General features: G+C 59.4%; 26 protein-coding genes and 1 tRNA gene. 10 read left to right on the forward strand and 17 right to left on the reverse strand.

All coding sequences use genetic code 11. The annotated features are described in order from the left end of the window. Window positions 1-5 precede the first annotated feature (5 nt). Window positions 6-82, reverse strand: a tRNA-Arg gene (locus tag JT51_RS15060). Window positions 83-197: 115 nt separating this feature from the next. Between JT51_RS15060 and JT51_RS15065 the strand changes: the two genes are divergently transcribed. Together JT51_RS15065 and JT51_RS15070 are read left to right on the forward strand one after the other, a co-directional pair. Further along, complete coding sequence (locus tag JT51_RS15065; protein WP_037315364.1) at window positions 198-1,223, forward strand: LacI family DNA-binding transcriptional regulator; 1,026 nt, start codon at window positions 198-200, stop codon at window positions 1,221-1,223. A 4-nt stretch (window positions 1,224-1,227) separates the two neighbouring features. Continuing rightward, window positions 1,228-2,436: a winged helix-turn-helix domain-containing protein gene (locus JT51_RS15070; protein ID WP_037314503.1), complete on the forward strand. Its 1,209-nt coding sequence runs from the start codon at window positions 1,228-1,230 to the stop codon at window positions 2,434-2,436. 3 nt (window positions 2,437-2,439) lie between these two features. Here the strand turns inward: JT51_RS15070 and JT51_RS15075 are convergent, their stop codons facing one another. After that, the gene (locus tag JT51_RS15075; protein WP_037314505.1) at window positions 2,440-3,138 is read right to left on the reverse strand and encodes a fumarylacetoacetate hydrolase family protein; all 699 of its coding nucleotides are present in this window, start codon (window positions 3,136-3,138) and stop codon (window positions 2,440-2,442) included. A 682-nt stretch (window positions 3,139-3,820) separates the two neighbouring features. After that, on the reverse strand, window positions 3,821-4,255 hold the full coding sequence (gene hpaR, locus JT51_RS15080) for a homoprotocatechuate degradation operon regulator HpaR (RefSeq protein ID WP_037314508.1): 435 nt from the start codon (window positions 4,253-4,255) through the stop codon (window positions 3,821-3,823). Between the two features lie 233 nt (window positions 4,256-4,488). Here hpaR and JT51_RS15085 point away from each other — a divergent pair, with 233 nt between their 5' ends. Next, on the forward strand, window positions 4,489-5,904 hold the full coding sequence (locus JT51_RS15085) for a pyridoxal phosphate-dependent decarboxylase family protein (protein WP_037314511.1): 1,416 nt from the start codon (window positions 4,489-4,491) through the stop codon (window positions 5,902-5,904). Window positions 5,905-5,919: 15 nt separating this feature from the next. Continuing rightward, a complete protein-coding gene (locus tag JT51_RS15090; protein WP_037314516.1) occupies window positions 5,920-6,690 on the forward strand; it encodes an aldolase/citrate lyase family protein in 771 nt (256 codons plus the stop codon). A gap of 6 nt (window positions 6,691-6,696) precedes the next feature. Here JT51_RS15090 and JT51_RS15095 read toward each other — a convergent pair whose 3' ends face one another. Next, window positions 6,697-7,839 (reverse strand): DUF3095 domain-containing protein, encoded by a 1,143-nt coding sequence (locus JT51_RS15095; RefSeq protein ID WP_037315367.1) that lies wholly within the window; start codon window positions 7,837-7,839, stop codon window positions 6,697-6,699. A gap of 141 nt (window positions 7,840-7,980) precedes the next feature. Here JT51_RS15095 and JT51_RS15100 point away from each other — a divergent pair, with 141 nt between their 5' ends. The 3 genes from JT51_RS15100 (at window position 7,981) to JT51_RS15110 (ending at window position 11,344) form a co-directional block, all read left to right on the forward strand. Then, complete coding sequence (locus JT51_RS15100) at window positions 7,981-9,153, forward strand: MFS transporter (RefSeq protein WP_037314518.1); 1,173 nt, start codon at window positions 7,981-7,983, stop codon at window positions 9,151-9,153. A gap of 17 nt (window positions 9,154-9,170) precedes the next feature. Then, the gene (locus JT51_RS15105; RefSeq protein WP_037314520.1) at window positions 9,171-10,208 is read left to right on the forward strand and encodes a glycosyltransferase family 4 protein; all 1,038 of its coding nucleotides are present in this window, start codon (window positions 9,171-9,173) and stop codon (window positions 10,206-10,208) included. Window positions 10,209-10,321: 113 nt separating this feature from the next. Beyond that, window positions 10,322-11,344 (forward strand): aspartate-semialdehyde dehydrogenase, encoded by a 1,023-nt coding sequence (locus JT51_RS15110; protein ID WP_037314522.1) that lies wholly within the window; start codon window positions 10,322-10,324, stop codon window positions 11,342-11,344. A 288-nt stretch (window positions 11,345-11,632) separates the two neighbouring features. Here the strand turns inward: JT51_RS15110 and JT51_RS15120 are convergent, their stop codons facing one another. From JT51_RS15120 to JT51_RS15135, 4 genes are all read right to left on the reverse strand, one after another. Continuing rightward, entirely contained in the window at window positions 11,633-11,941 is a 309-nt protein-coding gene (locus JT51_RS15120; RefSeq protein WP_037314527.1) for a hypothetical protein, read from the reverse strand. Further along, window positions 11,932-12,720, reverse strand: coding sequence for a hypothetical protein (locus JT51_RS15125; RefSeq protein ID WP_037314529.1), 789 nt, complete (start codon window positions 12,718-12,720; stop codon window positions 11,932-11,934). The genes JT51_RS15120 and JT51_RS15125 overlap by 10 nt, the downstream gene beginning before the upstream one ends. Window positions 12,721-13,192: 472 nt before the next feature. Beyond that, the gene (locus tag JT51_RS15130) at window positions 13,193-13,729 is read right to left on the reverse strand and encodes an SRPBCC family protein (protein ID WP_037314531.1); all 537 of its coding nucleotides are present in this window, start codon (window positions 13,727-13,729) and stop codon (window positions 13,193-13,195) included. A gap of 101 nt (window positions 13,730-13,830) precedes the next feature. Then, on the reverse strand, window positions 13,831-14,481 hold the full coding sequence (locus JT51_RS15135) for a carbonic anhydrase (RefSeq protein WP_037314534.1): 651 nt from the start codon (window positions 14,479-14,481) through the stop codon (window positions 13,831-13,833). A gap of 144 nt (window positions 14,482-14,625) precedes the next feature. On the opposite strand from JT51_RS15135, the gene JT51_RS15140 reads away from it, so the two are divergent. The 3 genes from JT51_RS15140 to JT51_RS15150 all read left to right on the forward strand — a co-directional run bounded on the left by JT51_RS15140 (window position 14,626) and on the right by JT51_RS15150 (window position 17,195). Further along, window positions 14,626-15,015, forward strand: coding sequence for a hypothetical protein (locus JT51_RS15140; RefSeq protein ID WP_037314536.1), 390 nt, complete (start codon window positions 14,626-14,628; stop codon window positions 15,013-15,015). Window positions 15,016-15,078: 63 nt separating this feature from the next. Beyond that, window positions 15,079-16,461 (forward strand): leucyl aminopeptidase family protein, encoded by a 1,383-nt coding sequence (locus JT51_RS15145; RefSeq protein ID WP_037314539.1) that lies wholly within the window; start codon window positions 15,079-15,081, stop codon window positions 16,459-16,461. Further along, entirely contained in the window at window positions 16,458-17,195 is a 738-nt protein-coding gene (locus tag JT51_RS15150; RefSeq protein ID WP_037314542.1) for a C40 family peptidase, read from the forward strand. The genes JT51_RS15145 and JT51_RS15150 overlap by 4 nt, the downstream gene beginning before the upstream one ends. On the opposite strand, the gene JT51_RS15155 is transcribed toward JT51_RS15150, so the two are convergent. The 9 genes from JT51_RS15155 to JT51_RS15195 form a co-directional block, all read right to left on the reverse strand. Continuing rightward, a complete protein-coding gene (locus JT51_RS15155; protein ID WP_037314546.1) occupies window positions 17,192-17,542 on the reverse strand; it encodes a DUF2794 domain-containing protein in 351 nt (116 codons plus the stop codon). The genes JT51_RS15150 and JT51_RS15155 overlap by 4 nt on opposite strands. Before the next feature lie 76 nt (window positions 17,543-17,618). Then, window positions 17,619-19,283 carry an ABC transporter permease gene (locus JT51_RS15160; protein ID WP_037314549.1) on the reverse strand — a complete coding sequence of 555 codons (1,665 nt, stop codon included), beginning with the start codon at window positions 19,281-19,283 and terminating at the stop codon, window positions 17,619-17,621. A gap of 120 nt (window positions 19,284-19,403) precedes the next feature. Further along, window positions 19,404-20,624 carry a phenylacetate--CoA ligase family protein gene (locus JT51_RS15165; RefSeq protein WP_037315371.1) on the reverse strand — a complete coding sequence of 407 codons (1,221 nt, stop codon included), beginning with the start codon at window positions 20,622-20,624 and terminating at the stop codon, window positions 19,404-19,406. Window positions 20,625-20,643: 19 nt separating this feature from the next. Then, the gene (locus JT51_RS15170) at window positions 20,644-21,477 is read right to left on the reverse strand and encodes an ABC transporter ATP-binding protein (RefSeq protein WP_037314552.1); all 834 of its coding nucleotides are present in this window, start codon (window positions 21,475-21,477) and stop codon (window positions 20,644-20,646) included. A gap of 71 nt (window positions 21,478-21,548) precedes the next feature. Further along, on the reverse strand, window positions 21,549-22,832 hold the full coding sequence (locus JT51_RS15175; protein ID WP_037314555.1) for an ABC transporter substrate-binding protein: 1,284 nt from the start codon (window positions 22,830-22,832) through the stop codon (window positions 21,549-21,551). Window positions 22,833-22,905: 73 nt separating this feature from the next. Beyond that, window positions 22,906-23,982, reverse strand: a complete 1,077-nt coding sequence (locus tag JT51_RS15180) for a branched-chain amino acid ABC transporter permease (protein ID WP_037314558.1) — start codon at window positions 23,980-23,982, stop codon at window positions 22,906-22,908. A gap of 3 nt (window positions 23,983-23,985) precedes the next feature. Continuing rightward, complete coding sequence (locus tag JT51_RS15185) at window positions 23,986-24,243, reverse strand: hypothetical protein (protein ID WP_037314561.1); 258 nt, start codon at window positions 24,241-24,243, stop codon at window positions 23,986-23,988. A gap of 2 nt (window positions 24,244-24,245) precedes the next feature. Next, on the reverse strand, window positions 24,246-25,232 hold the full coding sequence (locus JT51_RS15190) for a branched-chain amino acid ABC transporter permease (RefSeq protein WP_037314564.1): 987 nt from the start codon (window positions 25,230-25,232) through the stop codon (window positions 24,246-24,248). A gap of 29 nt (window positions 25,233-25,261) precedes the next feature. Beyond that, window positions 25,262-26,080: an ABC transporter ATP-binding protein gene (locus JT51_RS15195; protein ID WP_037314568.1), complete on the reverse strand. Its 819-nt coding sequence runs from the start codon at window positions 26,078-26,080 to the stop codon at window positions 25,262-25,264. Window positions 26,081-26,144: the final 64 nt, after the last annotated feature.

A 26,144-nucleotide genomic window follows, 5' to 3' on the forward strand; every position in this document is an offset into this window, starting at 1 on the left:
CGATCTGGCGACCCCGGCAGGATTCGAACCTGCAACCTGCCCCTTAGGAGGGGGCTGCTCTATCCAGTTGAGCCACGGGGCCGCGCAAGGCTCTCTCTATCTTGGTTTTTCGGGGTTGTCATGACCTTTGCACAACAGTTGTAAATCGCGCCCTGTTCACGCTACCATCGGGCAAAACAACAGTGCAGGTGCCCGTCGTGACCACAGAAACCAAACGCCCGCTTACCCTTCGCGATGTATCAGAGGCGTCCGGAGTATCGGAAATGACGGTCAGCCGGGTTCTGCGGAACCGGGGCGACGTCTCTGACGCCACCCGCACCCGCGTTCTGGCCGCCGCAAAAGATCTGGGATATGTACCCAACAAGATCGCAGGCGCGCTGGCCTCAAGCCGGGTGAATCTGGTGGCTGTGATCATCCCGTCGCTATCGAACATGGTCTTCCCCGAGGTGCTGACCGGCGTCAATCAGGTGCTGGAAGACACCGAATTGCAGCCCGTGGTGGGCGTCACCGACTATCTGCCCGAGAAGGAAGAAAAGGTGCTGTACGAGATGCTCTCGTGGCGGCCGTCGGGCGTGATCATCGCAGGGCTGGAACATACAGACGCAGCCCGCGCCATGCTGGATTCGGCGGGCATTCCGGTGGTCGAGGTCATGGACACCGATGGCAAACCGGTGGACGCGATGGTGGGCATTTCGCATCGCCGCGCCGGGCGCGAGATGGCCCAGGCGATCCTGAAGGCCGGGTATGAGCATATCGGCTTTATGGGCACCAAAATGCCGCTGGACCACCGCGCCCGCAAACGGTTCGAAGGCTTCACCGAAGTATTGGGCAAACACGGCGTCGAGATCGAGGATCGCGAGTTCTATTCCGGTGGGTCCGCCCTGGCCAAAGGGCGTGAAATGACGCAGGCCATGCTGGAACGCTCGCCCGAGTTGGATTTCCTGTATTTTTCCAACGATTTGATCGGCGCAGGCGGCTTGTTGTACCTGCTGGATCAGGGGATCGACATACCGGGGCAGATCGGTCTGGCCGGGTTCAACAATGTCGAACTGCTGCAGGGCTTGCCGCGCAAACTGGCCACGATGGATGCTTGCCGGCTGGAGATTGGGCGCAAGGCAGCCGAAATTATCGCGGCCCAACTGGCAGAGCCAAATGCCGAGGTCGACACCCGCGTGACCCTGACCCCCAAGATCAGCTTTGGCGACACGCTGAAACGGCGCTAAGGCCATGGCCATACAACGTCTGGACAACAAAACAGCGCGGGCGCTGTTCATGGATCATCATGCGTTGGCGGAACCGCCCGTTGGCGGATCCAAGGGCGCGGATCTGCTGGATCTGATCCACCGGTTGGGCTTTGTGCAACTGGACAGCATCAATACCGTGGCCCGCGCCCACGACATGATCTTGTTTTCGCGCCGCCCCTCGTATCGCGCCAACAACCTAAAGCGTTTGTATGAGCGTGACAAAGCGCTGTTCGAACATTGGACCCATGACGCAGCCGTCATCCCGATGGCGTTCTACCCGCATTGGCATCTGCGGTTTCAGCGCGATGCCGACCTGCTGAAATCCCGCTGGAAAAACTGGCGTCGGGATGGGTTCGAACAGCAGTTTGAAACCGTTCTGCAGCATATCCGCGATCATGGCCCGGTGTCGTCCTCGGATGTGGGTAAGGATGAAAAGAAGGGCTCTGGCGGCTGGTGGGACTGGCACCCCTCAAAAACTGCGCTGGAGTTTCTGTGGCGATCTGGTGCGCTGACGGTTGTTGGGCGCAACGGGTTTCAAAAGCGATACGACCTGACCGAACGGGTGATCGACACGCATCTGTGCCCGGGCAAACTGCCCTGCAGTGCCGATGAAACCGTCGATTGGCTGTGCAACGCGGCACTGGACCGGCTGGGGTTTGCAACGCCCGGCGAACTGGCGGCCTTTTGGGATACGGTCAGCGTTTCAGAGGCAAAGCAATGGTGCGATAAGGGTCTAACACAGGGTGATTTGCAGGAAATCGAAATCACCTGTGCGGATGGGCGGTTGCGGAAGCTGCTGACCCGCCCCGGTTTGGCTGACACCAATGTACCGGCACCTCCGGGCCGTATCCGGGTACTCAGCCCGTTTGACCCCATGCTGCGTGATCGCAACCGGGCCGAGCGTTTGTTCGGGTTCCACTATCGGATCGAGGTCTTTGTTCCCGCCGCCAAGCGGACCTATGGGTACTACGTCTTCCCCCTGCTCGAAAGGGATCGCATGATTGGTCGCATCGACATGAAGGCACAACGCGACCGCGGGGTTTTGCAGGTCAGCGCGCTATGGCCGGAACGATCCGTTCGCTGGTCGGATGCGCGCACGCGTCGCCTGCAATCAGAGCTGGACCGGGTCCGCCGCTTTGCCGGGCTGGACGATGTGGAATACGCCAAAGACTGGCTAAAAGCCCCGAAATAGGGTCTATTCAGCGTCAGATAGCGACAAGCGGATCGGTTGCAGACCGTCAATTCCACCTTCGATAACATCCCCTGCCTGAACCGGGCCGACCCCGGCGGGTGTTCCGGTCAGGATCAGATCACCGGGCCGCAGGTGATAGAATCCCGACAGATGGCTGATGATCTCGTCAATCTTCCAGATCAACTCATCCAGTTTCGCATCCTGACGCAGCTTACCGTTCACGCTCAGATGAATGCGCTTGTCATCCTCTGGCGACCAATCGGTGGCGCGGGTCAGGGGCGCGAACACTGCGCCATTTTCCAGATCTTTGCCCAAATCCCAGGGCCGTTGCTTGTTGCGTTCGCGGATTTGCAGATCCCGGCGGGTCATGTCCAATGCGCAGCCATAGGCGTAAACCGCATCCCAGGCCTGTTCGCTGTTGGCCTGAAACACCGGTTTGCCAATGGCCACAGCTAATTCCATCTCATGATGGAAATTCTCCGTTCCGGGTGGATAGGGTACCGTTGCCCCGGTCAGAATGGCGTTAGGTGCGGATTTCGTGAAGTAAAACGGTGCTTCACGATCAACATCATGGCCCATTTCAGCCGCATGGGCCGCATAATTGCGGCCAACACAGAAAATCCTGCCCACCGGATAGGTCGACCCTGCGCCGACAACCGGAATTGCGACTGGATCGGGAATGGAAAACATACTGTCCGGCATCGGATCCCCCTTATGCGTCAGGTCGTATATTAGTTGAGATAGGCCCGCGGACAAGTCGTGGACACACATGCGACGCGCGCGCCGGAATCCGCCAGCATCCGTAATGTGTTTCGGCGTGGATTGGCTTGATTTCCGATGTGCCAAGACGGGCTGTTTAACAACGGGCAGGGATTTGCGTTAATGGCCTTATCATCGCAAAACAGCCTAAAAAGGCGCGAGAATGGTCAGAAATGCAGACATATCGACCCGCAAGTGCCACACCACAGGGCTGTTCACAATTGGACCCCGGCATCTTGGAAAACACGCGTTCCACCCTAGATTCCTGAATGGCAGAGTGCAAAATTCCCTGTCAGACGGCAGGTGGTGCGCTTTGACCACCGCTCACGCGATCGGCGGATTCCCAAGCGTCCGCCAAAACTTGAAGACACCCTTCGTAGCCAGCGCTATGCGTCAGCCACCGGGTGCAACTATTTCGGAGAACTACGGCCAAAGATCCTTCCCCCAGGAGCTTTTGCGCCCGAGGCCAGCCTTATTTTCGGGTGGGCACGTTCTCTGAATCGTGGGCCGGACCGCCGAAACGCACGTGGCGCAACCGGTCCCTGGCCAGGCAAATAATCCAGAACAAGTCTGGCCACCCCGTCGGAGATTGCCCTAAGGTCTCCGGCGGGGTTTGATCTTGGGATCAGGCTTTCAAATCATGTAAATCGTTCAGCAGGTCCAGCAGAGCCTCGTGCCGCTCTGGCCCCAGCTGCGTTCGTATATCTTCGGCCAGACGCAGCGTGACCTGCATATTGTCCTGGATGATCTGTTCACCCTTGGCGGTGATGTCGATGATCTGACGGCGCTTGTCGCCGGGATGGACCCGGCGCGCGATCAGGCCCTTACCCTCAAGCTTTTGCAGAATTCGGGTCAGGCTGGGCAACAACAGACATGCCCGTTCGGCGATATGTGTCGGTTCCTGCGGGCCTTCTTCCTTCAGAACCCGCAGCACGCGCCATTGCTGTTCGGTTACACCCGCATTGGCCAGCATCTTGCGCAGTGGGCCCATGACCCTTTCCCGCGCCCGCAACAATGCGATGGGCAAAGAGCGTGACGTCAAAGGCAGATCATGGGTCATAAGAAATCTTGAACGAAATCAGGCAGCACTGCAACTACGCAATCGGAATCCATGGGGGGGCTGTATGTCATTCCCATATTTAGACTCTTGTCCACTATGACAACCAAGGACCTGTTGGTTGCCAGACTATCACCATGTGCAAAGATCGTTGACCTTCGATGCCGAATGCCCATCACTGTTGGCGTAACAACAATGGCAGGGATTCACCCGAGCCAATCTTACCGGGGTTTGCGATGAAGTGGGACGAATTCTCTGACTGGGGCAAGAAAGTCGCGGAATGGACGCAGGATTATCACCAGACCGTGGGCGACAAACCAGTGCGCGCCCGAACCGAACCGGGCGAGGTTCTGAACGCCCTGCCCGCCCAGCCGCCGGAACAGGCGCAGGCGATCGAGGATATCTTTCGCGATTTCGAAGATATCGTGATGCCCGGCATTACCCATTGGCAGCACCCCCGGTTCTTTGCCTATTTCAACTCGAACGCCTCGGCCCCGTCGGTTCTGGCGGAATTTCTGGCCAGCGCCATCGCGCCACAGTGTATGTTGTGGCAAACCTCGCCCGCCGCGACCGAGATGGAGACGCGGATGATGGACTGGCTGCGTCAGGCGCTGGACCTGCCACAGGGGTTTGCCGGGGTCATTCAGGATTCGGCCTCGTCCGCCACGTTGGCTGCCGTTCTGACCATGCGGGAAAAGGCCCTGAATTGGCAGGGTAACAGCCGGGGGCTGTTTGGGCAGAAACCGCTGCGCGTCTATTGCTCGTCCGAGGTGCATACGTCGATTGACCGCGCCATCTGGGTCTCGGGGCTTGGGCAGGACAATCTGGTGCGGGTGCCAATCAAAGGCGGCTGGCGCGGCATGGACCCGCACGCGCTGGAAGCTGCAATTCAGGCCGATTTAGACTCTGGTTTCCAGCCCGCCGGTGTCATTCTGTGTGTGGGTGGGACCGGAACAGGGGCAACCGATCCGGTCGATGACTGCCTGAAGATCGCGCGCAAATACGGGCTGTATTCCCATGTGGACGCGGCCTGGGCCGGATCGGCGATGATTTGTCCCGAATACCGCCACTATTGGCCAGGGGTTGAACAGGCCGACAGTATCGTTTTCAACCCCCATAAATGGCTGGGTGTCCAGTTCGATTGCTGCGCGCATTTCCTGAAAAACCCTGATGATCTTGTACAGACGCTGGCGATCAGCCCCGAGTATCTGAAAACCCACGGCAAAGACGGGATCATCAACTATTCGGAATGGTCGGTGCCTCTGGGCCGCCGGTTCCGGGCGCTGAAACTGTGGTTCGTGATCCGCGCTTATGGGCTTGAGGGGCTGCGCGCGCGCCTGCGCAATCATGTCAACTGGTCCCATGATCTGCATGACCGGTTGGCGGGTGAACCCGATTTCCAAATCATCACACCGCCCATGTGGTCGCTGTGGACCTTCCGTTACACACCCGACGGGCACGCCGATCTGGATGACCTGAACCTACGGCTGGTGAACGCCATCAACGATGATGGGCGTATTTATCTAACCCAAACCCGCGTCGATGGCGATCTGGTGATCCGGTTTCAGGCCGGACAGTTCGAAACCACAGAAGATGATGTAAAGATGGCGTTTGACGTCATCACCGAAATCGCCCGATCCCTGAAGGATTGAGACAGGAGAGACCCCATGGCAGCCCCAGTGAACACCTTCAAACAGGCTCTGAAACAGGGAAAACAGCAGATCGGCTGCTGGATGAGCTTTGCCGAACCCGTCACCGCCGAGATCATGGGAACCGCCGGGTTCGACTGGCTGGTGATTGATGGCGAGCACGCGCCAAACGACATCCGCTCGATCCGGGATCAGCTGGTGGCGCTGGCGGCCAGCCCGTCCCATCCCGTGGTGCGTGTGCCGGTGGGTGAGACATGGTTGATCAAAACCGTGCTGGATGCCGGGGCGCAGACCATTCTGGTGCCCATTGTCGAAAGCGCCGATCAGGCGCGGGAACTGGTGCGCGCCTGCCGCTATCCACCCGAAGGCCTGCGCGGGGTCGGGGCAACGGCGTCACGGGCCACGATGTACGGGACTACTCCGGACTATATCCAGACGGCGGATCAGGAGATTTGCCTGCTGGTTCAGGTCGAGAACCGCGCCGGAATGGCCGCTTTGGATGAAATCCTGCAGGTCGACGGTGTTGATGGCGTCTTTATCGGACCGGCAGACCTGTCCACCGATATGGGCCATCAGGGCAACAGCGCCGCCCCCGAGGTGCGCGCGGTAATTGCCGATGCACTGGCGCGGATCAGGGCGGCGGGCAAAGCGCCCGGCATTCTGGGAACGAATGATGAGGCAACGCAGACCTATCTGGAGATGGGCGCGCAATTTCTGGCGGTGGGCATCGATGTGATGGTTCTGGCCAACGCCTCACGCGCGCTGGCAACCCAGTGGAAGGCAAAGTAGCGCGCCTTAGCCCCGCATCGCAGCGGAGGCCTGCGCATACCCGCCCGAGGCCCCGTCGACGAAATGCACGTGATCATCCCGCGTGGCGGATGGCACAAAACAGGTCATCATCGCCTCATCCTGCGCATGCAGGCCATAGCGGATTTTACCCTGCCCGCGCGCCTGTTCCAGCATCATCCTGATCTGTTCCAGCGTGGCTGGATCGCAATCCAGCGTCATTTTCAGCCCGTCATCGAATTTTCGGAAATCGGCGTTGCGGCTGACCATATGCCGATAATGTCGGGGATCGAACGCGCCCAATTGTTTGCCGGTCCTGAACAACAGTGCAATCAGCAGATTCTGCCCCAGCAGTTTGAGCTTTTGCGCAAACAGGTTGCGCCCTTCGCGGGACACATGGGCGTCGATATCCACACCGGGGGGCGGCCAATTGATCGGCGGGCCGTTTTCAGGCACCGGATGACCTGCGCGTTCCAACCCCTCGACCGCGGACAGAACCGAATGCGACAGATCGGCAAAATCGCTTTCCGTCGCCTTGGAGGTTGGCTGCACCACGACTGAAACGATCTGACCGTGCCGCGCCCGGCTGTTGGACCAGCGACAGGACAGACCGGTCAGGTCGGGCTGCGCGCCCGGATCGGCGGGTGGCACCATAAATTGACCCGCCTTCATCTGCGTCTCGGCCCAGGCCAGACCGCCGCCCGAGAACATGGCGTAATCCACCCCGTCTGATGGCGCATACCGCGCAACCCGCAGATCTTTGCCGGCAAGGCGAACCTCGGCAACGGGCACCAACGCACCGCGCAATGAGATCGAAAATTCCTCTTCGGCCCAACGCCGCAGGTCTGCCAGCACGGCGCGCGCGGTTTCCGCCGCGCCCGCAGGTACGGCAAATCCGGCACCGTCCCCACCAAAGACATAAGGAAATTCCTTACCCTGCAACCCGTTGATCATGGCCGAGATCACCGCAGCACCCACCATATTGACGGTCTTGTACCGCCCTTTGGCGATTTCCCCGGTGGAATCGACGATATCCGCAACCCCCAGCACCCAGTCGCCCGGCACCGCTGTAAACCGTGCAGGCTCGGTCAGTCGGGAAAAATCCCGTTGCAGGGGAAGGCTGTCATAGAACGCGGCCTGGGCGTCTTTCATTGGCACCTCGGAGTGATCTTTGAAACTCAGGATAGCCTGATTGTGACCGGTGTCCGGTGAAATCATCATAGCACACGCGCTTGTGCGTGGCACTGCAACGTGCCAAGCCTTTCTGCGCAACGTGGGGAAGAGGGGCGTTTCATGAAGGCAGGTCTGGTTGTGTTGTGTCTGGGCTATGTGCTCAGCCAGTTCTTTCGCGCGTTTCTGGCGGTACTCAGCGTCGATCTGGGCCGCGATATCGGTGCCACGCCCGAGGATCTGGCCTTTGCCTCGGGGCTTTGGTTTCTGGTCTTTGCCGCCATGCAGTTGCCCGTCGGCTGGGCGCTGGACCGGGTTGGGCCGCGGCTGACGGCGGCTGTATTGCTGATGGTCGGCGGCGCGGGTGGCGCAGCCTTGTTTGCAGTCGCGTCGACCCCCTTTCACATTGCCATCGCCATGGGGCTGATTGGTGTCGGGTGTTCGCCGGTTCTGATGGCATCCTATTACATCTTTGCGCGTGAATACCCGCCCGCCCGCTTTGCGACGCTGGCTGCAGTGATGCTGGGAGTCGGATCGGTCGGCAATCTTGTCGCCTCATACCCCACGGCGCTGGCGGTTGACCTGATGGGCTGGCGCGCCACGATGGCGACGCTGGCAGTGTTTTCCGCCGTGATCGCGCTGGGTATCTGGGCCAAGGTGCATGACCCCAAACGGGTAGAGACCGAACACAGGGGATCGGTGCTGGACCTGCTGAAAGAACCGGCGCTCTGGGCGATCATGCCGCTGATGTTGGTGGCCTATGCCCCCTCGGCGGCGACGCGGGGCCTGTGGGCCGGGCCGTATCTGAACGACATTTTCAACCTCAGCACCACGCAGATCGGAACCGCCACGCTGATCATGGGGGCGGCGATGATCGCCGGAACCTTTGCCTATGGGCCGCTGGACCGGATGTTTGGCACACGGAAATGGGTGATCTTCGGCGGCAATACACTGGGCGCGGTCGGGCTGGTTCTGATGTGTATGTGGATCGACAACGCTGTCTGGTTGTCAGTCGCGCTGATGGCGGTGATCGGGTTCATGGGGGCCAGCTTTCCGGTGATCATGGCCCATGGCCGCGCCTTTGTACCCCCGCATCTGGTCGGGCGCGGGATGACCCTGCTGAATCTCTTTGGCATCGGCGGTGTGGGTCTGGCGCAATTCGTCACCGGCCGCATCCACGCGGCCACAGTGGACATCAGCCCAACTGCGCCCTACACAGCGATATTCGGCTTTTTTGCGGTCACGCTGGCCATCGGCTGCGTGATCTATCTGTTCAGCCGGGATAGCGTGGACTGACATCAGGAGAACGTGCTGTGCAGGATATCGAGGTGATTGCGCCCAACCTCAAACACAGCCTGTCCGGGGTGACCACAACGGTCATCCGCCTGCTGCCCATTCAGAAAAAAATGATCGGGATCGTAGCGACCGGCCCCGGTCTGCCGAACGACCTGCCCCACATACGGCTGATCAGGGTTCCGTTCCTGTCCAACCAAACACGCAGGGTCTGGCACGCGCGCCGCAACACGGAAATGCTGATGGGGCTGTTTCTCAGAACCGTTTTGCGGCGGAATCTAAAGCTGTTGTTCACATCGGCGGCGCAGCGGGATCATTCCGGGTTCACCAAATGGCTGATTTCCAAGATGGACGCGCTGATTGCCACCACACCGCAGGCTGCCTCGTTCCTTGAACACCCGTCCACGGTCATCATGCACGGGGTGAACACCGATCTGTTTCACCCCGCCGACAACAAATCCGCGCTGCGGGCCAGGCTCGGCCTGCCAGAAGGGATCGTGATAGGCTGCTTTGGCCGTATCCGGCCGCAAAAGGGCGTCGATCTGTTGGTGGACGCCGCGATCAGGGTGCTGCCCGACCATCCCGACGTCAGCATTGTGTTCACCGGACGCGCCACCAAAGAATTCGAAACCTTTCAGCACCAGCAGGAAGAAAAGCTGCACGCTGCCGGTCTTGCCGACCGGGTTCAGTTCCGGGGCGAGCGCCCGTGGGACGAGATCGTCGAAACCTATCGCGCGCTGGATCTGTTTGTCGCGCCTGCGCGCCACGAAGGGTTCGGCCTGACCCCGATCGAGGCGATGGCCTCGGGCGTGCCCGCCATCGCGTCCCACGGTGTCGGCGCGTTTAGCGCACAGATACAGGACGGCGTGACCGGGCGTCTGGTGGAAAAGGACAGTGTCGCCGCGCTGGCTGACGCGCTAGGGGAGATGCTGGACAATCCGGCACAGCTGGCCGCTGCCGGGCAGGCCGCCCGCGCCCATGTCGAGCAGGATTTTCGAATCGAAGGCGAGGCGCAATCCATCGTCAACGTCTACCGATCACTGCTAAACGCGGATTAAGGCAGGCCGAACCGCTTCAATTCGATGTCATTCGCTGAAATCAGCACCGAAAGCCCTTTTTTCTTTTCTGCAACGCGGCTATGAACGCGCGTCCTTTATTCAGGAGAAACAAAATGGGCTATCGCGTCGTTGTCGTCGGCGCCACGGGTAACGTGGGCCGCGAAATGCTGAACATCCTGGCTGAACGCCAGTTCCCCGTCGATGAACTTGCCGTGCTGGCAAGCCGTCGGTCGCTGGGCACCGAGGTCAGCTTTGGCGACAAGACACTGACAACCCAGGATCTGGATACCTTCGATTTTACCGGCTGGGACATGGCGCTGTTTGCTGTGGGATCAGAGGCAACCAAGGTTTACGCCCCAAAGGCCGCGGCCGTGGGCTGTGTGGTGATCGATAACTCGTCGCTGTATCGCTATGATCCGAACATCCCGCTGATCGTGCCGGAATGTAACCCGCAGGCGATCCACGACTACAAGAACAAGAATATCATCGCCAATCCCAATTGCTCGACCGCGCAGATGGTTGTCGCGCTCAAGCCGCTGCATGACCGTGCCCGGATCAAGCGCGTCGTTGTCTCGACCTATCAGTCGGTGTCGGGCTCGGGAAAAGACGGCATGGATGAGCTTTGGGATCAGACCAAAGCCATCTACAATCCGACCACGGACGTTCCGCCGAAGAAATTCCAGAAGCAGATCGCCTTTAACGTCATTCCGCAGATCGACGTCTTCATGGAAGACGGCTCGACCAAGGAAGAATGGAAAATGGTGGTCGAGACCAAAAAGATCGTCGACCCCTCGATCAAGGTCACAGCCACCTGCGTCCGCGTTCCGGTGTTTGTGGGCCATTCCGAGGCCGTGAACATCGAGTTCGAGGAATTCCTCGACGAGGATGAGGCCCGCGATATCCTGCGCGAGGCCCCCGGTATCATGGTGATCGACAAGCGTGAAGACGGCGGCTACGTCTCGCCCATCGAATGCGCAGGCGACTTCGCCACCTTCATCAGCCGCATCCGTCAGGATTCGACGATTGAGAACGGCCTGAACCTGTGGTGCGTCTCTGACAACCTGCGCAAGGGCGCCGCCCTGAACGCCATACAGATCGCCGAACTGCTGGGCCGCGAAGTTCTGAAAAAGGGCTGAGGGCCACCGAAAACAACAGGCACCACCACCTTCAAGCCTCGCCTTAAACAGGCGGGGCTTTTTTGATTTGGCAAGGGTAGGCAAGAAGCCTTGCCTGTCTATAGTGCCAACGGAGCCGACCTTCGCGGCGCAGCGCTTGAACTGGTCGGAAGGCCACGCCAAACAGACCTTCGCTGCCCTTGCAGCACTGGGCCTCAGCGACGGCGGCAATGAACATGAAGCGGGCTTTAGATCAAAGAAACAGTGTTTTAGAGCCGTGGACAGCAGCTATGCGGACAAAGTGTAGCTTCACTGCGGTTGCCCGACATTAACCTCAGCAGCACCACGCAGCCAAAGCCAGACCGGGGTATCAACACCCGGCTGGTTCTCTACGATCGAAGCTAAGGCTAGATAAAATGACGCTTCTGGGTGTGAGTCCAAGTGACCCTTTGTAGCCAATCCGATGTAAGTGTAAGCATCGTAAAGTTCTGGCGCCAATTGTGCGATGTAATCCACCCTGGCTACTTTATCTGACGTACCTTCAAACATAGTTTGGTTGGAAAATTCGCCGTTGATCACCGCCGTAAGAAATGTGAACTGCTCTTGATTCAATTGCATCGAGATTTGTCTTCGTCCTTAGTGTTGAGATTCAAGATGGCCTGTTCCAGTGCGGCCAGGGGCTCAGCCCACCCGGTCATGTCGAGGGTCTCCCAATCGAAGTCTTGTGTGGGCCAATGCCCTTCAAGGTCGCGCCCGGTGTTAATACTGAATTGAATTGAGCTGTTGTTAGGGCTTAGGCCCCCTAGGCTACATTGACGAACTAGTGGATCTTGGCTTCTGGGAGGGATGCCGTGATAGCAGGTCGCCTGAACAGGTTGGCCAAAGAAACTAACAGCCTTTGGAATGAAACGATGGGTTCCCGATTGGGTCGTTTTGTTTTCTGGGAAATAGCGCATCCACTTATCCAGACTGGACCAAGACCCTGAATAAATTCTGATATCACTGATATTGTACGGCGATGGGTGACCAAGCAGCATCTCCAACAACGGTGGCTCCGAACTGCGGGAACCTGGCGTCAAGTACAGAATGCTCCGGGCTTCATAAGGGCTGGCTTCAACGAGGCCCTTGATCTCTGTCTCGTCCATTCGTCTCATCGGACGAAAGTCCATCAGGGAATTGTCGGGTTGAGTAAGCATCAACAGAGGGACCAGCGGAAGAGTCAGAGGCTGTTCCCCCAGGCAAACGGAGATTTCGGGCAGTTCCCATTCATTCTCGGTTGTTCGTTCTTCGCTCGTGGCAGGAAGGGACAACAGCGTCGCGCTCAGCCAAAAGCAAATGGCTGGCCAACTTTTACTTTTCATTTGATCAGCAACCTTCTGAATTGTTGACAGAAACATTCTTCATATTGGCAATCAATCGGTATTGCACAAACACCTTATTGGACATCTGCGCAGCACGCTACTCAGCGAATGGTTGCAGTCAACCGATGTTTTCCCCAACCTGGATCGCTTTTCTCTCTCATCAGCTTGCCTGATACCTGCGACATGACGACTTGGTTCAACCGAATCCCGTTTGACCTCCACTAGGAGTTTGAAGCACGTCCCGTGACTGACTGGGATGCCGCGCTCCTCACTTGGGATAAATGCCACGGTCTAAGGTCCAAAATCCAATGGTGCCCGCCGTTACAACGAACCGTCGCGGCGCTGGATTCCCGGCAATATTCTTGATGACCTTCTCGCCGTGGCTCTGCTTGGTTCCGGGTTTCCGAACGTCCGGTTTGCGCGCTTCGCAACTTGCTGCAAACGCAAAAGACCGGAATGCGATTGACGAGCGGTAAGGGCTCAAACCAAACAGCAGCGCTCCCTTCCCTCACCCCTGCCCCTCAACCAGTGCCTTGAGGTTGGTCAGGCCGCGCTCATAGTCGCTGCCGACCCATGTGTCCATCATCAGCCCCATCCAGCGTGACAGGGGGTTCAGTCCCAGTTCGGATTCGAAACCCCATTTGACCTGCGTCTGGTCGCCCTCGGGCACCAGGTCAAACAGCGCCGTTGCCGTGCCCATCGGCCCGAAGTCCAGCGCGGTTTGGACTGTCTGATCCGGGACGCTCTGGATGATCTCTTGCGAGCCGGTGCCGACCTGCGGGTGCTCTGACGTCCAGTTCAGCGTGTTGCCCACGCCCGTTTCGGGGCCGCTGTAGGACAGTTTGGTTTCCGGATCGCGGGACAGCCAGGGCGACCATTTCTCGGTCTGTTGCATCGAATTCACATAAGGAAAGATCGCACTGGCGGGCGCATCTATGGTGATGCTGCGCGACACCTCGGCTTTGCTGGGCAGCAGATAGGACGCTCCGGCCAGAGCCAGAACAAGGACAAGCAGGGTAAGAAGAATACGTTTAACAAATCGCATGGCGCGCTCCTGATCCGAAAAGGCAGGTCGAGCATAACAAAAAACGGCGCGAAATCAGAGGTCTGATCCGCGCCGTCTGAAACGGAAATGATCGGGGTCGGTCAGACCACGGCGAATTTCTTCTCGGTCGGGTCATAGCATTGCAGCCCGCCTTCCCCGATATCGGTCCACAGCCCGTGCAGGCTGAGCGATCCGTCGTCAACCGCCGAGGACACAAACGGGAAGGTCATCAGGTTTTCCAGCGAGGCCACAACCGCCTGCCGTTCGAATTGGCGCGCTTGCTCATCGCTGTCCTCAACATCAGCAACCAGATCGTATCTTGGTTTGAGGATATCCATCCAGCGCCCGACAAAGCTGTCTTTTGCCTCCAACTGGGGGGCCTGGCCTTTGCACATGTCGATGCAACCCTGAACGCCACCGCATTGCGAATGGCCCAGCACGATCAGATGCGCCACTTTCAGCGCGGTGACCGCGTATTCAATCGCGGCGCTGGTGCCGTGGTGATCGCCGTCCGGCGCGTAAGGCGGCACAAGGTTGGCGATATTGCGGTGAATAAAGAACTCACCCTGATCGGCGCCGAAGATGGATGTGACATGCACCCGGCTGTCGCAACACGAGATGACCATAGCGCGCGGACGCTGCCCTTCGGTGGCCAGTCGGCGATACCAGACCTGATTTTCAGCGTAAGTAGTCGCTTTCCAACCATGATACCGCTTGACCAGATAGTTCGGCAAAGGCTTGGCATGATCCATTTGAGTGTCCCTGAGTTGTTCGCTGAGGGCTGCTCTACCCTGAATTCGCGGAAAATTCGAGTGATTATCCTGCCCGGGTGCAAGGTTTTGCAAAGGAATTCACCGTCACAGTCGGGCTACGCCGTGGGGGCACAAGGAATTGGGGTGAATGTGGTGGAAAAGATAATCACGCTTGAACATAACGAATCCGTACGTCTGGATCAGGACCGGCTGAACAGCCTGTACCGTCAGTTGGGGGACAAAAACGCGCTGGACGTGCTGTGCCGCACGGTCGAGGAGCTGGCCGTGCGCCTGTCGAATTGCGAACGGTTCTGGCGGCAGCGCGATTGGGCGGGCTTGCGCAAATGCGCCCGTTCGCTGGTGGCGATTTCGGAACAGATCGGGATGACCGCAATGGCGCGTGTGGCCGGGGATGTGGCGCAGACCGTGGATGCTGGCGATGCGGTGGCGACGGGCGCGGCCCTGTCGCGGTTGATCCGCGTGGGGGAAAAATCGCTGACCGTTATCTGGGACCAGCAGGATCTTTCGGTTTGACGGGGCTTGCGGACGGGCCGTGGGCAGCTAGGTTGGGGATAAATCGAACCAGCCGAGATTTCCATGACCCTGTCCTTCGCACCGCCGTCCGACCCCTCTGTGCCGCTGCATGTCATTGCGCAACCTGATCTTGAGGATTGGCTGACGGACCAACCGGATATGGTGGTCAACTGGGTGCGCGCCAACGGTTTTACCGGTGCTCTGGGTCAGGCGTTGCTGATCCCGGGATCGGATGGCACACCTGAATGCGCGCTGGCGGGCTATGGCAAAGCTGCGGGCCGTGGGCGCAAGCGGTTTCCGCTGGCCGCTGCCGCCGAAACCCTGCCCGAAGGGGTGTATCATATCGCATCAGGCCTACCCGACGCCGCGCTGAACACCGAATGTCTGGGTTGGCTGCTGGCTGGTTACGCCTTTGATCGCTATGCCGGGCAATCCCCGGCCAAGGCCCGTCTGGTTGCACCCAGTGGCATTGACGGCGCGCAGATTGAAGTTCTGGCTCAGGCCGAGGCCCTGACCCGTGATCTGGTCAATACGCCCACGGCGGATATGGGGCCGGATCAATTGCAGGACGCGGTTGAGGCGCTGGCCCAGGAATTCGACGCCTCTTGCACGGTGATCCGGGGGCAGGCCCTGCTGGACCAGAACTTTCCGATGATCCACGCCGTTGGCCGCGCCGCCACGCAAGACCCATGCCTGATCGAGATGAACTGGGGCAGTACTGGCCCAAAACTGACGCTGGTCGGCAAGGGGGTCTGTTTCGACACCGGGGGGCTGAACCTGAAACCCGGAAACTCGATGGCGTTGATGAAAAAGGATATGGGCGGATCGGCCAATGTGTTGGGGCTGGCGCGGATGATCATGGCGCTGAAGCTGCCGCTGCAACTGCGGGTGCTGATCCCGGCGGTTGAAAACTCGGTGGCTGGAAACGCGTTTCGGCCCGGCGATATTCTGACCTCGCGCAAGGGTCTGACGGTCGAGATCAACAATACCGACGCCGAAGGGCGGCTGGTGCTGGCCGATGCGCTGGCGCTGGCAGATGAGGGGCAGCCGGATCTGGTGATCTCGATGGCGACGCTGACCGGCGCGGCGCGGGTCGCCGTTGGCCCCGATCTGGCCCCGTTCTACACCGACGATGACACCGCCGCCGGGGCGCTGGCGCGCGCCGGGCAAACGGCGGCCGATCCGGTCTGGCGAATGCCTTTCCATGAACCCTATGAGACGATGATCGAACCGGGTATCGCCGATCTGGACAATGCACCTTCGGGCGGGTTTGCGGGGTCCATCACCGCCGCGCTGTTCCTGCGCCGGTTTGTGGGCGAAAGCCGCTATATGCATTTCGACATCTATTCCTGGCAGCCCGGCAAAGCACCGGGCCGCAGCAAAGGTGGGTTTGGCCAGGGTCCGCGCGCCCTGCTGACCGCCCTGCCCGAGATTTTGGGCCTGTGACCCAACTGCGGATCATAACCCCGGTCGCAGACCTGCTGCGCCGTCCCGATGGGCCACGCGACCGGCAGTTGTTGTTCGGCGATACGGTCACCGTGTCGGAAACTCAAAACCATTGGAGCCAGGTCACCGCCGACAAGGACGGTTATACCGGTTGGGTGGCATCGGACCAGTTGGGCGCGCCAGTGCCGGATACGCATTGGATCACCGCACCCGCCACCCATGCCTATGCGCAGCCGGATATGAAAAGCCCCGACCGGGTCTCGCTGAGTTTTGGCAGCCGGGTGCAGGTTCTGTCAGACCAGGGCAGGTTTCTGGAAACGGAACTGGGGTTCATCCCTGCCGTGCACGCCAAGTTGAACACAACCCGGCTGACCGACCCGGTTGCTGTGGCCGAGCTGTTTCTGGGTACGCCGTATCTGTGGGGCGGTAACAGCCGGTTCGGGTTGGATTGTTCGGGTCTGGTGCAGGCGGGACTGCTGGCCTGTGGCCTGACCTGCCCCGGTGACAGCGGCGATCAGGAACGGACGTTGGGTGACGCCCTGCCAGCGGGTAGCGCCCCGAAACACGGCGATCTGCTGTTCTGGAAAGGGCATGTCGCATGGGTCTATGACGCCAACATGCTGCTGCACGCCAATGCCTATCATATGGACGTCACCTTTGAGCCGATGGATCAGGCGATTACGCGTATTCTGGAACAGGGTGATGGCCCCGTGACCGCGCATAAGCGGCTCTAATCAAGGTCAACAGACCGGATTAGCTTGCGTTCCAGCACCCGCAGCACGGTGCGCAGATCATGGCCGCGTTTCAGAATGCGGCCATCCATGCCCACCACCGAGTACATCCCCTGTCGCGCGCGCAGACGCGGGTGTTTTTCAACTCGATAGATCGGGTGCTCGGCGGTGCGCCGGAATATGGAAAACACCGCCATGTCGCGCAGGTTCGAGATACCATAGTCGCGCCATTCTCCGGCGGCGACCATCCGGCCATAGACAGTCAGGATATATGACATCTCGCGCCGGTCGAACGCGACGGGCATCTGGGCCGAGTTTGCAGAAAACCGGCTGGGAGGCTGCATGTTCATACCCTTAGCCTTGCCGGAAAACGCGTTTGAATCAAGCCCGCGCACAAAGAGGTGTGGTATTTTGACCCGTCGCGCCCTAGCGCCGCCCGACCTGACGGCAGATCAGAATCACCGGCAAAAGCCCCACCGCAAGGATCACCAGCGAGGGTACGGCAGCGCCCTCCAGCCGCTCATCCGAGGCCAGCCGATAGGCCTGCACCGCCAGCGTGTCAAAGTTGAACGGCCGCATGATCAGCGTGGCAGGCAGCTCTTTCATCACGTCGACAAAGACAATCAGCAACCCAGTCAGCAGCGACGGCGTCAGGATCGGCAGATGCACCCGGCGCAATGTGCCCAGCGGGGTCTGCCCCAAAGACCGCGCCGCAGCGTCCATATTGGCGTGAACCGTGCTTTGCCCACCCTCATAAGCGCTGAGCGCGGCGGCCAAAAAGCGCACCATATAGGCCGCCACCAGCAACCAGATCGAACCGGTGACCAGCAGCCCGGTCGAAATATCGAAGGTTTGCCGCATCCAGGCGTCCAGCGCATTGTCGAAACTGGCAAATGGCACCATCAGGCCCACCGCGATCACGCCGCCGGGCACCGCATAGCCCAACCGCGCCAGATAGCCTGTGGTGGCCGAACCCCGCCCCGGGCGCAGCCGTTGAAAGAACCCCACACAAATTGCCGCGAATACGGTCACCACCGCCGCCGTTCCCGCAAGCGTCAGCGAATTCTGGATGAACCCGACATAGCGCCGTGACAGCAGGTTCTGCTCTGAGGTCAGCCCCATCTGAATCAGGATGAACACCGGCAGCAAAAAGCCCAGCAGCACAGGAATGACGCACAGCGTAAAGGCCGCCGCCGATTGCCAGCCCTTCAACTGCGCCGAGGGTAGGGTCGCGTGGCTTTTACCCGCCTGATAGTATTTCGCCTTACCGCGCTGGGTTCGTTCCGTGACAGCGATAATCAGTGCAAAGCCCAGCAGGCACAGGGCAAGCTGCGCCGCGGCGGCACGATCCCCGATCGAAAACCAGCTGGTATAGATACCGGTGGCAAAGGTCTGGACGCCGAAATAGGCCACCGTGCCGAAATCAGCGATGGTTTCCATGATGGCCAGCAAAACACCCCCCGCAATGGCCGGGCGCGCCATCGGCAGAGACACGTGCCAGAACGCCAGCCACGGGCTTTTGCCCAGCGCACGCGCGGCCAGAAAGGCGGATGCGCTTTGCTGCAGGAACGCCGCACGGGCCAGCAGGTAAACATAGGGATACAGCACAAGGATCAGCATCACCGCCGCACCCTCGGTCGAGCGGATTTCCGGGAACCAATAGTCGCGGGGGCCCCAGCCGGTCACCTCTCGCAGGGTAGTCTGCACAATGCCGGGGTGGTCCAGAATGAACGTATAGGCATAAGCCAGCACATAGGCCGGAAAAGCCAACGGCAGGACCAGCGCAATTTCAAGGAACCGCACTCCGGGAAACCGGGTCATCGTCACCAGCCAGGCAGCGCCCACACCGATCGAGAATGTGCCTGCGGCCACCAGAACCACCAGGATCAGGGTGGTCAGCGCATAGCGCGGCAGAACCGTGTCCAACAGATGTGAGATCGTGTCCGTCCCGCCCGTGACCGTTGCCAGCACAACCGCGACCATCGGCAACAGACAGGCCGCAGCCACCAGATAGGCCACCATGGCCACCAACCGGGTGCCCAACACGCCCCGATTGCGTGTTCCGTGTTTTGAAAGTTCGATGTCGGCCATGTTTCCGGCTTGTGACTGGCAAAGGCGCAGATTCAGCCTTTAATCGACCAAAACGCTCAGAAACACCAGTGGGCAGGGGAACAAATCTGCGACACATACTGCCGCAGATCTGTTCAGGCTTCATTCGTAAACGCGCTGATCCTCGATCACCAACCCGTCTTTGGGCAGCGATCCTGGGGCCACAACCTCAATCGCGCCTTTCAGTTTCAGAACTTCGGCAACGGATCTGGCATAGGCCGAGTCATTGCCGCTGGGACTTTCAATCTGAACGGTCATGGTGTCCATCTCACCCTGGCGGGACGCGATGACGCGGGCTTTGACGATTTCGTCATGCTTGTCGACCAATGCCGCGACCTGTTCGGGGCGCACGAACATGCCCTTGATCTTGGTGGTCTGATCGGCGCGCCCCATCCAGCCCTTGATCCGCATGTTGGTGCGACCGCAAGGGGATTCCCCCGGCAACACGGCGGACAAATCACCCGTGGCGAACCGGATCAGCGGGTAATCCGGGTTCAACGAAGTCACCACGACCTCACCCACTTCGCCCGGTGTGACCGGTGTGCCAGTGCCCGGCGTGACAATCTCGACGATCACATGCTCGTCGATGATCATCCCCTCCATCGCGGGGCTTTCATAGGCGATATTGCCCAGATCGGCGGTCGCGTAACATTGCAGACAGGAAATGCCCCGGTCGGCGTAATCCTGACGCAGCGACGGGAACAGCGCACCGCCGCCGACAACCGCCATGGCAAAGTTCAGCTTCACGCCCATCTCATCGGCTTTGTCCAAAATGACCTTCAGGTAATCCGGCGTCCCGGCGTAGGCGGTACAGCCTACGTCACGCGCGGCGGTTACCTGCAACTCGGTCTGGCCGGTACCAGCAGGCAGCACGGCGGCCCCCACGGCCCGCGCGCCGCTTTCGAAAATCATCCCCGCCGGGGTCAGGTGATAACCGAAACAATTGTGAACGATATCGCCCGGCCCCACGCCGGCTGCATGCAGAAACCGCCCCATGCGCCACCAATCGGGATCGGTGCTGCCGGGTTCATAGATCGGCCCCGGAGATTGGAACACGTGATGAAAATGCCGCGCCGGTTTGACGGTAAAGCCACCAAAGGGCGGACGCGTCGCCTGCGCCTTGGCCAGATCCGATTTCCGCAGCACCGGCAGTTTGACCAGATCATCGACCGAGGCGATGTTGTCGATCTCGACCCCGTCCAGATACCCGGCAAAGCCCGGCGCGGATTGCGCCCGGTGAAGCTGAATTCGCAGCCCATGCGCCTGTTCGGCGCCGCGCTGGTCGGGTGAACGGGTCTCGAGCGTGTCATAGTATTTCGTCATGACCAGATCCTCCATCCGCTTACAACCACCTCTTGCGACGGCGGTACGAGCGCACATCGCGGAAACTTTTGCGGCCCTCGTCGGACATGCCCAGATAGAATTCCTTTACATCCGGGTTTTCACGCAGCTCAGCCGCCGGTCCATCCATCACCACGCGGCCCGATTCCAGAATATAGCCGTAATGCGCGAACCGCAGCGCCACATTGGTGTTCTGTTCGGCCAGCAGAAAGGACACGCCCTCTTTCTCGTTCAAATCCTTCACGATGCCGAAAATCTCTTCGACCAACTGCGGCGCCAATCCCATCGAGGGTTCGTCCAGCAGGATCGTTTCCGGCCGTGACATCAGCGCCCGGCCCATCGCCACCATCTGTTGTTCCCCGCCCGAGGTATAGCCCGCCTGACTGCGGCGGCGTTCCTTGAGGCGCGGGAAATAAGTATACACAAGCTCCAGATCCTGTTGGATCGCAGCTTTGCCATCCTTACGGGTATAGGCCCCGGTCAGCAGGTTTTCGTCGACCGTCAGGTGTTCGAAGCAATGGCGGCCTTCCATCACCTGAATGACGCCCTTTTCCACCAGATCGGCCGGGTCGCTTTCATGGATGCTTTTACCGCGATATTTGATCGTGCCTTTGGTCACCTCGCCACGTTCGGAATGCAGCAGGTTTGACACCGCCTTAAGCGTTGTCGTCTTGCCCGCGCCATTGCCGCCCAGCAAAGCCGTAATGCCGCCCTTGGGCACGGTCAGGCTGACCCCCTTCAGAACAAGGATCACGTGATTGTAGATCACTTCGATATTGTTGACCTCAAGCAGGGTTTCGGCCTGCACTTCGGTGGTTTGTGCCGCATCCAGCATCTGCGCGTGTCCTCGTGCGAGAGTTGGGGTCGGGACGGCGGTCTGCCGCCGTCCCGGTGTTTCAAAGCGCCTTAGTTGCAGCGCGCACCGATGTTGTTTTCCGAGGCATACGCACTGGAATCTTCGGTGATCAGCGGGCCGATCACGTCGCCATCGGTTGACTTGAACTCGGAAATCAGCGACCAGGTCTTATTGGCCGCGTCCCACTGCGTCACGCCGACCAGGGCGTCGCCACCGTGGTTCTCGCAAGACACCGAGAAGGCCGGGCCAAAGTTCGGCAGGCCCAGTTCGGCCATCTTGGCCTCGGTGATTTCCAGCGCTTCCATACCGTCGCGCATGTCAGAGGCGTTGATGTCGGCATTACCGGAAATCTCTTGCGCCTTTTTAGCGGCCTCAGCCGCCAGCATCGCCGCATAGAGACCGCGGTTATACAGAACCGTGCCCACCTGATCGCCTGCGCCGGCAGCCTTGCCTGCATCGACGACATATTTGTTCAGGTCGTCATACAGTGGGAAATCCGACCCGACGTTGTGGAAGGTCAGCGCCTTAAAGCCATTTGCGGCCTCACCCGCAGGCAGCACGTCATTTTCGGAACCCGACCACCAGATGCCGATGAAATTCTCCATCGGATAGCGGATGTTCGCGGCCTCTTGCACAGCAACCTGGTTCATCACGCCCCAGCCCCACATCAGGACAAAATCGGGACGTTCCCGGCGAATTTGAAGCCATTGCGATTTCTGCTCCTGACCCGGGTGATCAACCGGCAGGGCGACCAGTTCGAAACCGTGTTTGGCCGATAGCTCCTCAAGCGTGCGGATCGGTTCCTTGCCATAGGCCGAGTTGTGATAGACCAACGCGACTTTCTTGCCGCTCAGGTCGCCACCGTTTTCCTCAAGCAGATAGTTGATCGCGCCTGATGCCCCATCCCAGTAGTTGGCGGGATAGTTGAAGGTATGGCTGAACACGTCGCCATTTTTGGCCGAGGTCCGGCCATAGCCCATCGTGTGCATCGGGATACCATCAGCCGTGGTCTTAGGGATCAGCTGATAGGTGATACCGGTGGACAGCGGCTGATAAACCAGCGCGCCTTCGCCCTTGGTGGATTCATAGCATTCCACACCTTTTTCGGTGTTATAGCCGGTTTCGCATTCGATCACCTTGGCCGGAACGCCCCCGATCCCGCCATCACGTTCGTTCAGCAGGGTAAAATAATCGGCGTAGCCATCCGCAAATGGGATACCGCCAGCCGCGTATGGGCCGGTGCGATAGCTAAGCGATGGGAATACAAGATCGGCCATTACCGGGCCTGCCGCCATTGCGGCGCTCAGCGCCACGGTTGCCAGTTTCAATTTCATCGGGTGTTTCCTCCCTTGATTATTCCGATGTTGGGTTCGGGCTTTGCACCCGTTATTTGATTGGGCCAGTCCCTTAGTGCGGGAACGGCCAGAGTCTGAGTTTCTCTTTGGCGACGCGCCACAGCTGCGCCAGCCCATGTGGTTCAAGGATCAGGAACATGATGATCAACGCACCCACGATCACCAACTGCAGATGTGCCACGATATCCGTGGGCCAGCCCAGCATATCCGCACCGACAACCTTCAGAACCACCGGCAGCAACACAAGAAAGGCAGCGCCTGCGAAGGACCCGAAAATAGACCCTAATCCGCCGATAATGATCATGAACAGCACCAGGAATGATTTCTGGATGCCGAACACTTCGCCCACTTCGACCGCGCCCAGATAAACCGCAAAGAACAACGCCCCGGCGATGCCGATAAAGAAAGAGCTGACGGCAAAGGCGGTCAGTTTCGCCTTCAACGGGTTCACCCCGATGATTTCTGCCGCGATATCCATGTCGCGGATTGCCATCCATGTCCGCCCCGTGGTGCCCCGCGTCAGGTTACGGGCCAGAACAGCGCAGAGCGCCAGGAAGATCAGACAGAACAGATACGTCGCCCAGGCTGGCGCGTTGGGGCCAGTGATGATGATGCCAAACACGTCGCGTTCCGGCGCGTTGATCTGCCCCGAGGCCGAGTAGTTGTAGAACCACGGCACCCGATTGAACAACCAAACCAGAAAGAACTGTGCCGCCAGCGTGGCCACCGCCAGATAGAACCCTTTGATGCGCAGGGATGGCAGGCCGAACAGAACGCCTACAATCGCAGTGACCCCACCGGCCAGCAGGACATGGATGAACATGCTGACATCGGGGAACGCGGTCATCAGCTTGTAACAGGCATAGGCCCCCACAGCCATGAACCCGCCGGTGCCAAGGCTGACCTGCCCGCAATATCCCACCAGAATGTTCAGCCCTATGGCCGCGATGGCATAAATCAGGAAGGGCAACAGCAAAGCGTTGGCCCAGTAATCATTGATGATAAACGGGACGATGCCAAACGCCACCGCCAGCACGACATAATACCTGTACCGGTCGAATTTGATCGGGAAAGTCTGGCTGTCATCTGTGTAGGAGGTTTTGAAATCTCCGGCCTCACGATAGAACATGTCTTACTTTCCCCATTCTTCCTGCGCCCGGTTCCGGGTCGCGGCGTCCAGTTGTTTAGACCCTTTGGCGTAACCGCTCGCCTCGGACGCGCGCACCAGTTTCATGTAAGCCAGAATGCCAGTGACCAACCCGGCAAAGGCCAGGATCGCGGCAATCACCAGTTGACCTTCGGTCAGGTCATCCGAGGTAACGGCGATATAGCCGAAGGCCCAGAATCCGGCCCATGCGACCACGTTGAGAATGGCGATCAACTTTTGCATGGCTACACCCTCTCGATGATCTTCTCACCGAACAGGCCCTGCGGCCGGAACACCAGGAAGATCAGCGCCAGAACATAGGCAAACCAGTTCTCGGTCGCGCCGCCAACCAGCGGGCCGATGGAAAACTCGAACAGTTTCTCACCCACACCGATGATCAGACCGCCGACGATGGCACCGGGGATCGAGGTGAACCCGCCCAGCATCAGCACCGGCAGCGCCTTGAGCGCGATCAGCGACAGCGAGAACTGCACACCCGATTTGGTGCCCCACATGATCCCCGCAACCAGTGCAACGAATCCAGCGACCGACCAGACCATGATCCAGATGAAGTTCAGCGAGATGCCAACCGACAGCGCCGCCTGATGATCATCGGCCACCGCGCGCATCGCGCGGCCCTGTTTGGTATATTGGCTAAAGGCCACCAGCGCGGCCACCAGCAGCGCCGCAATCACCGTCGCCACGATATCCAGATTGTCGATGAAGAAGCCATACCCGAAGATGTTGAATGTGCTCTCGTCAATCCACAGGTTGATACCCTGCGGCAGACCCACATTAAGCGTCTTGATCTCGGACCCCCACATAAGATCCGCGAAACCTTCAAGGAAATAAGCCAATCCGATGGTCGCCATGAACAGGATGATCGGCTCTTGCCCGACCAAGTGTCGCATGACAAAGCGCTGCACGGCCCAGGCCAGCAACACCATCACCCCCATGGTCACAATGATCGCCACCAGCGCAGGCACGCTCCAACCGAACGTATAGACATGGGTGCCGAAGGTCGCGTTGATCAGATGCGCAAACGGCACCTGCCCGTTCATGACCCCGACCAGCGTCATCGCCGCAAACAGGGCCATAACCCCTTGCGCATAATTGAAAATCCCCGACGCCTTGTAGATCAGCACAAAGCCCAGCGCGACCAGCGCATAAAGCACCCCGGCCATCAGACCGTTGAGGAAAACCTCCATCGCGAAAATCAGCTGATCAGGCATCTGCGCCCCCTCTCATGTCTGTCAGATGGTTAGTCATGGCTAACCCCCAGATAAGCGTCGATGACCTCTTGGTTGTTGCGCACCTCATGCGGGGTGCCGTCTCCGATCTTGCGCCCGTAATCCATCACGACCACCCGGTCGCTCAGATCCATCACCACGCCCATATCGTGTTCGATCAGCGCGATGGTGGTGCCGAATTCATCATTTACGTCCAGGATAAAGCGGCTCATGTCCTCTTTCTCTTCGACGTTCATGCCTGCCATCGGCTCATCCAGCAGCAAAAGCCTGGGTTCCGCCGCCAGCGCGCGGGCCAGTTCAACGCGTTTTTTCAACCCGTATGGCAGGCGCGAGACCGGCGTCTTGCGGATATGCTGAATCTCAAGGAAGTCGATGATCTTTTCCACCGCCTCGCGGTTTTCGACCTCTTCGGCTTCGGCCTTGCCCTTCCACAGCGCCTGCTGAAAAATGTTGGTTTTCATGTAACCCAGCCGACCGGTCATGACGTTATCCAAAACGCTCATGCCTTCGAACAAGGCGATGTTCTGAAACGTCCGCGCGATCCCTTGTTGCGCCACCTCATACGGCCGCATCGGTGGGCGTTTCGACCCATGGAACCAGACCTCGCCCTCTTGCGGGACATAGAACCCGGAAATCACGTTCAACATCGAGGATTTTCCGGCCCCGTTCGGGCCGATGATCGCCCGAATCTCGCCCTCGCGAATGTCGAACGAGATGTCCTTGATCGCCACCACACCGCCAAACCGCAGGGTGATGTTCTTCATCTCCATCACCACGCCACCGATCTTGCGGCCGTCCTCGGTGACATATCCTTCGGCACTATCCAGCATCAGTCACTCCTTGACTTGCGCAAAAACGGGACGGCGGGCGGGGCGATGACCGCAGGTCGAGCGG

The organism is Ruegeria halocynthiae (genome assembly GCF_000743705.1).
Lineage (GTDB): Bacteria > Pseudomonadota > Alphaproteobacteria > Rhodobacterales > Rhodobacteraceae > Ruegeria > Ruegeria halocynthiae_B.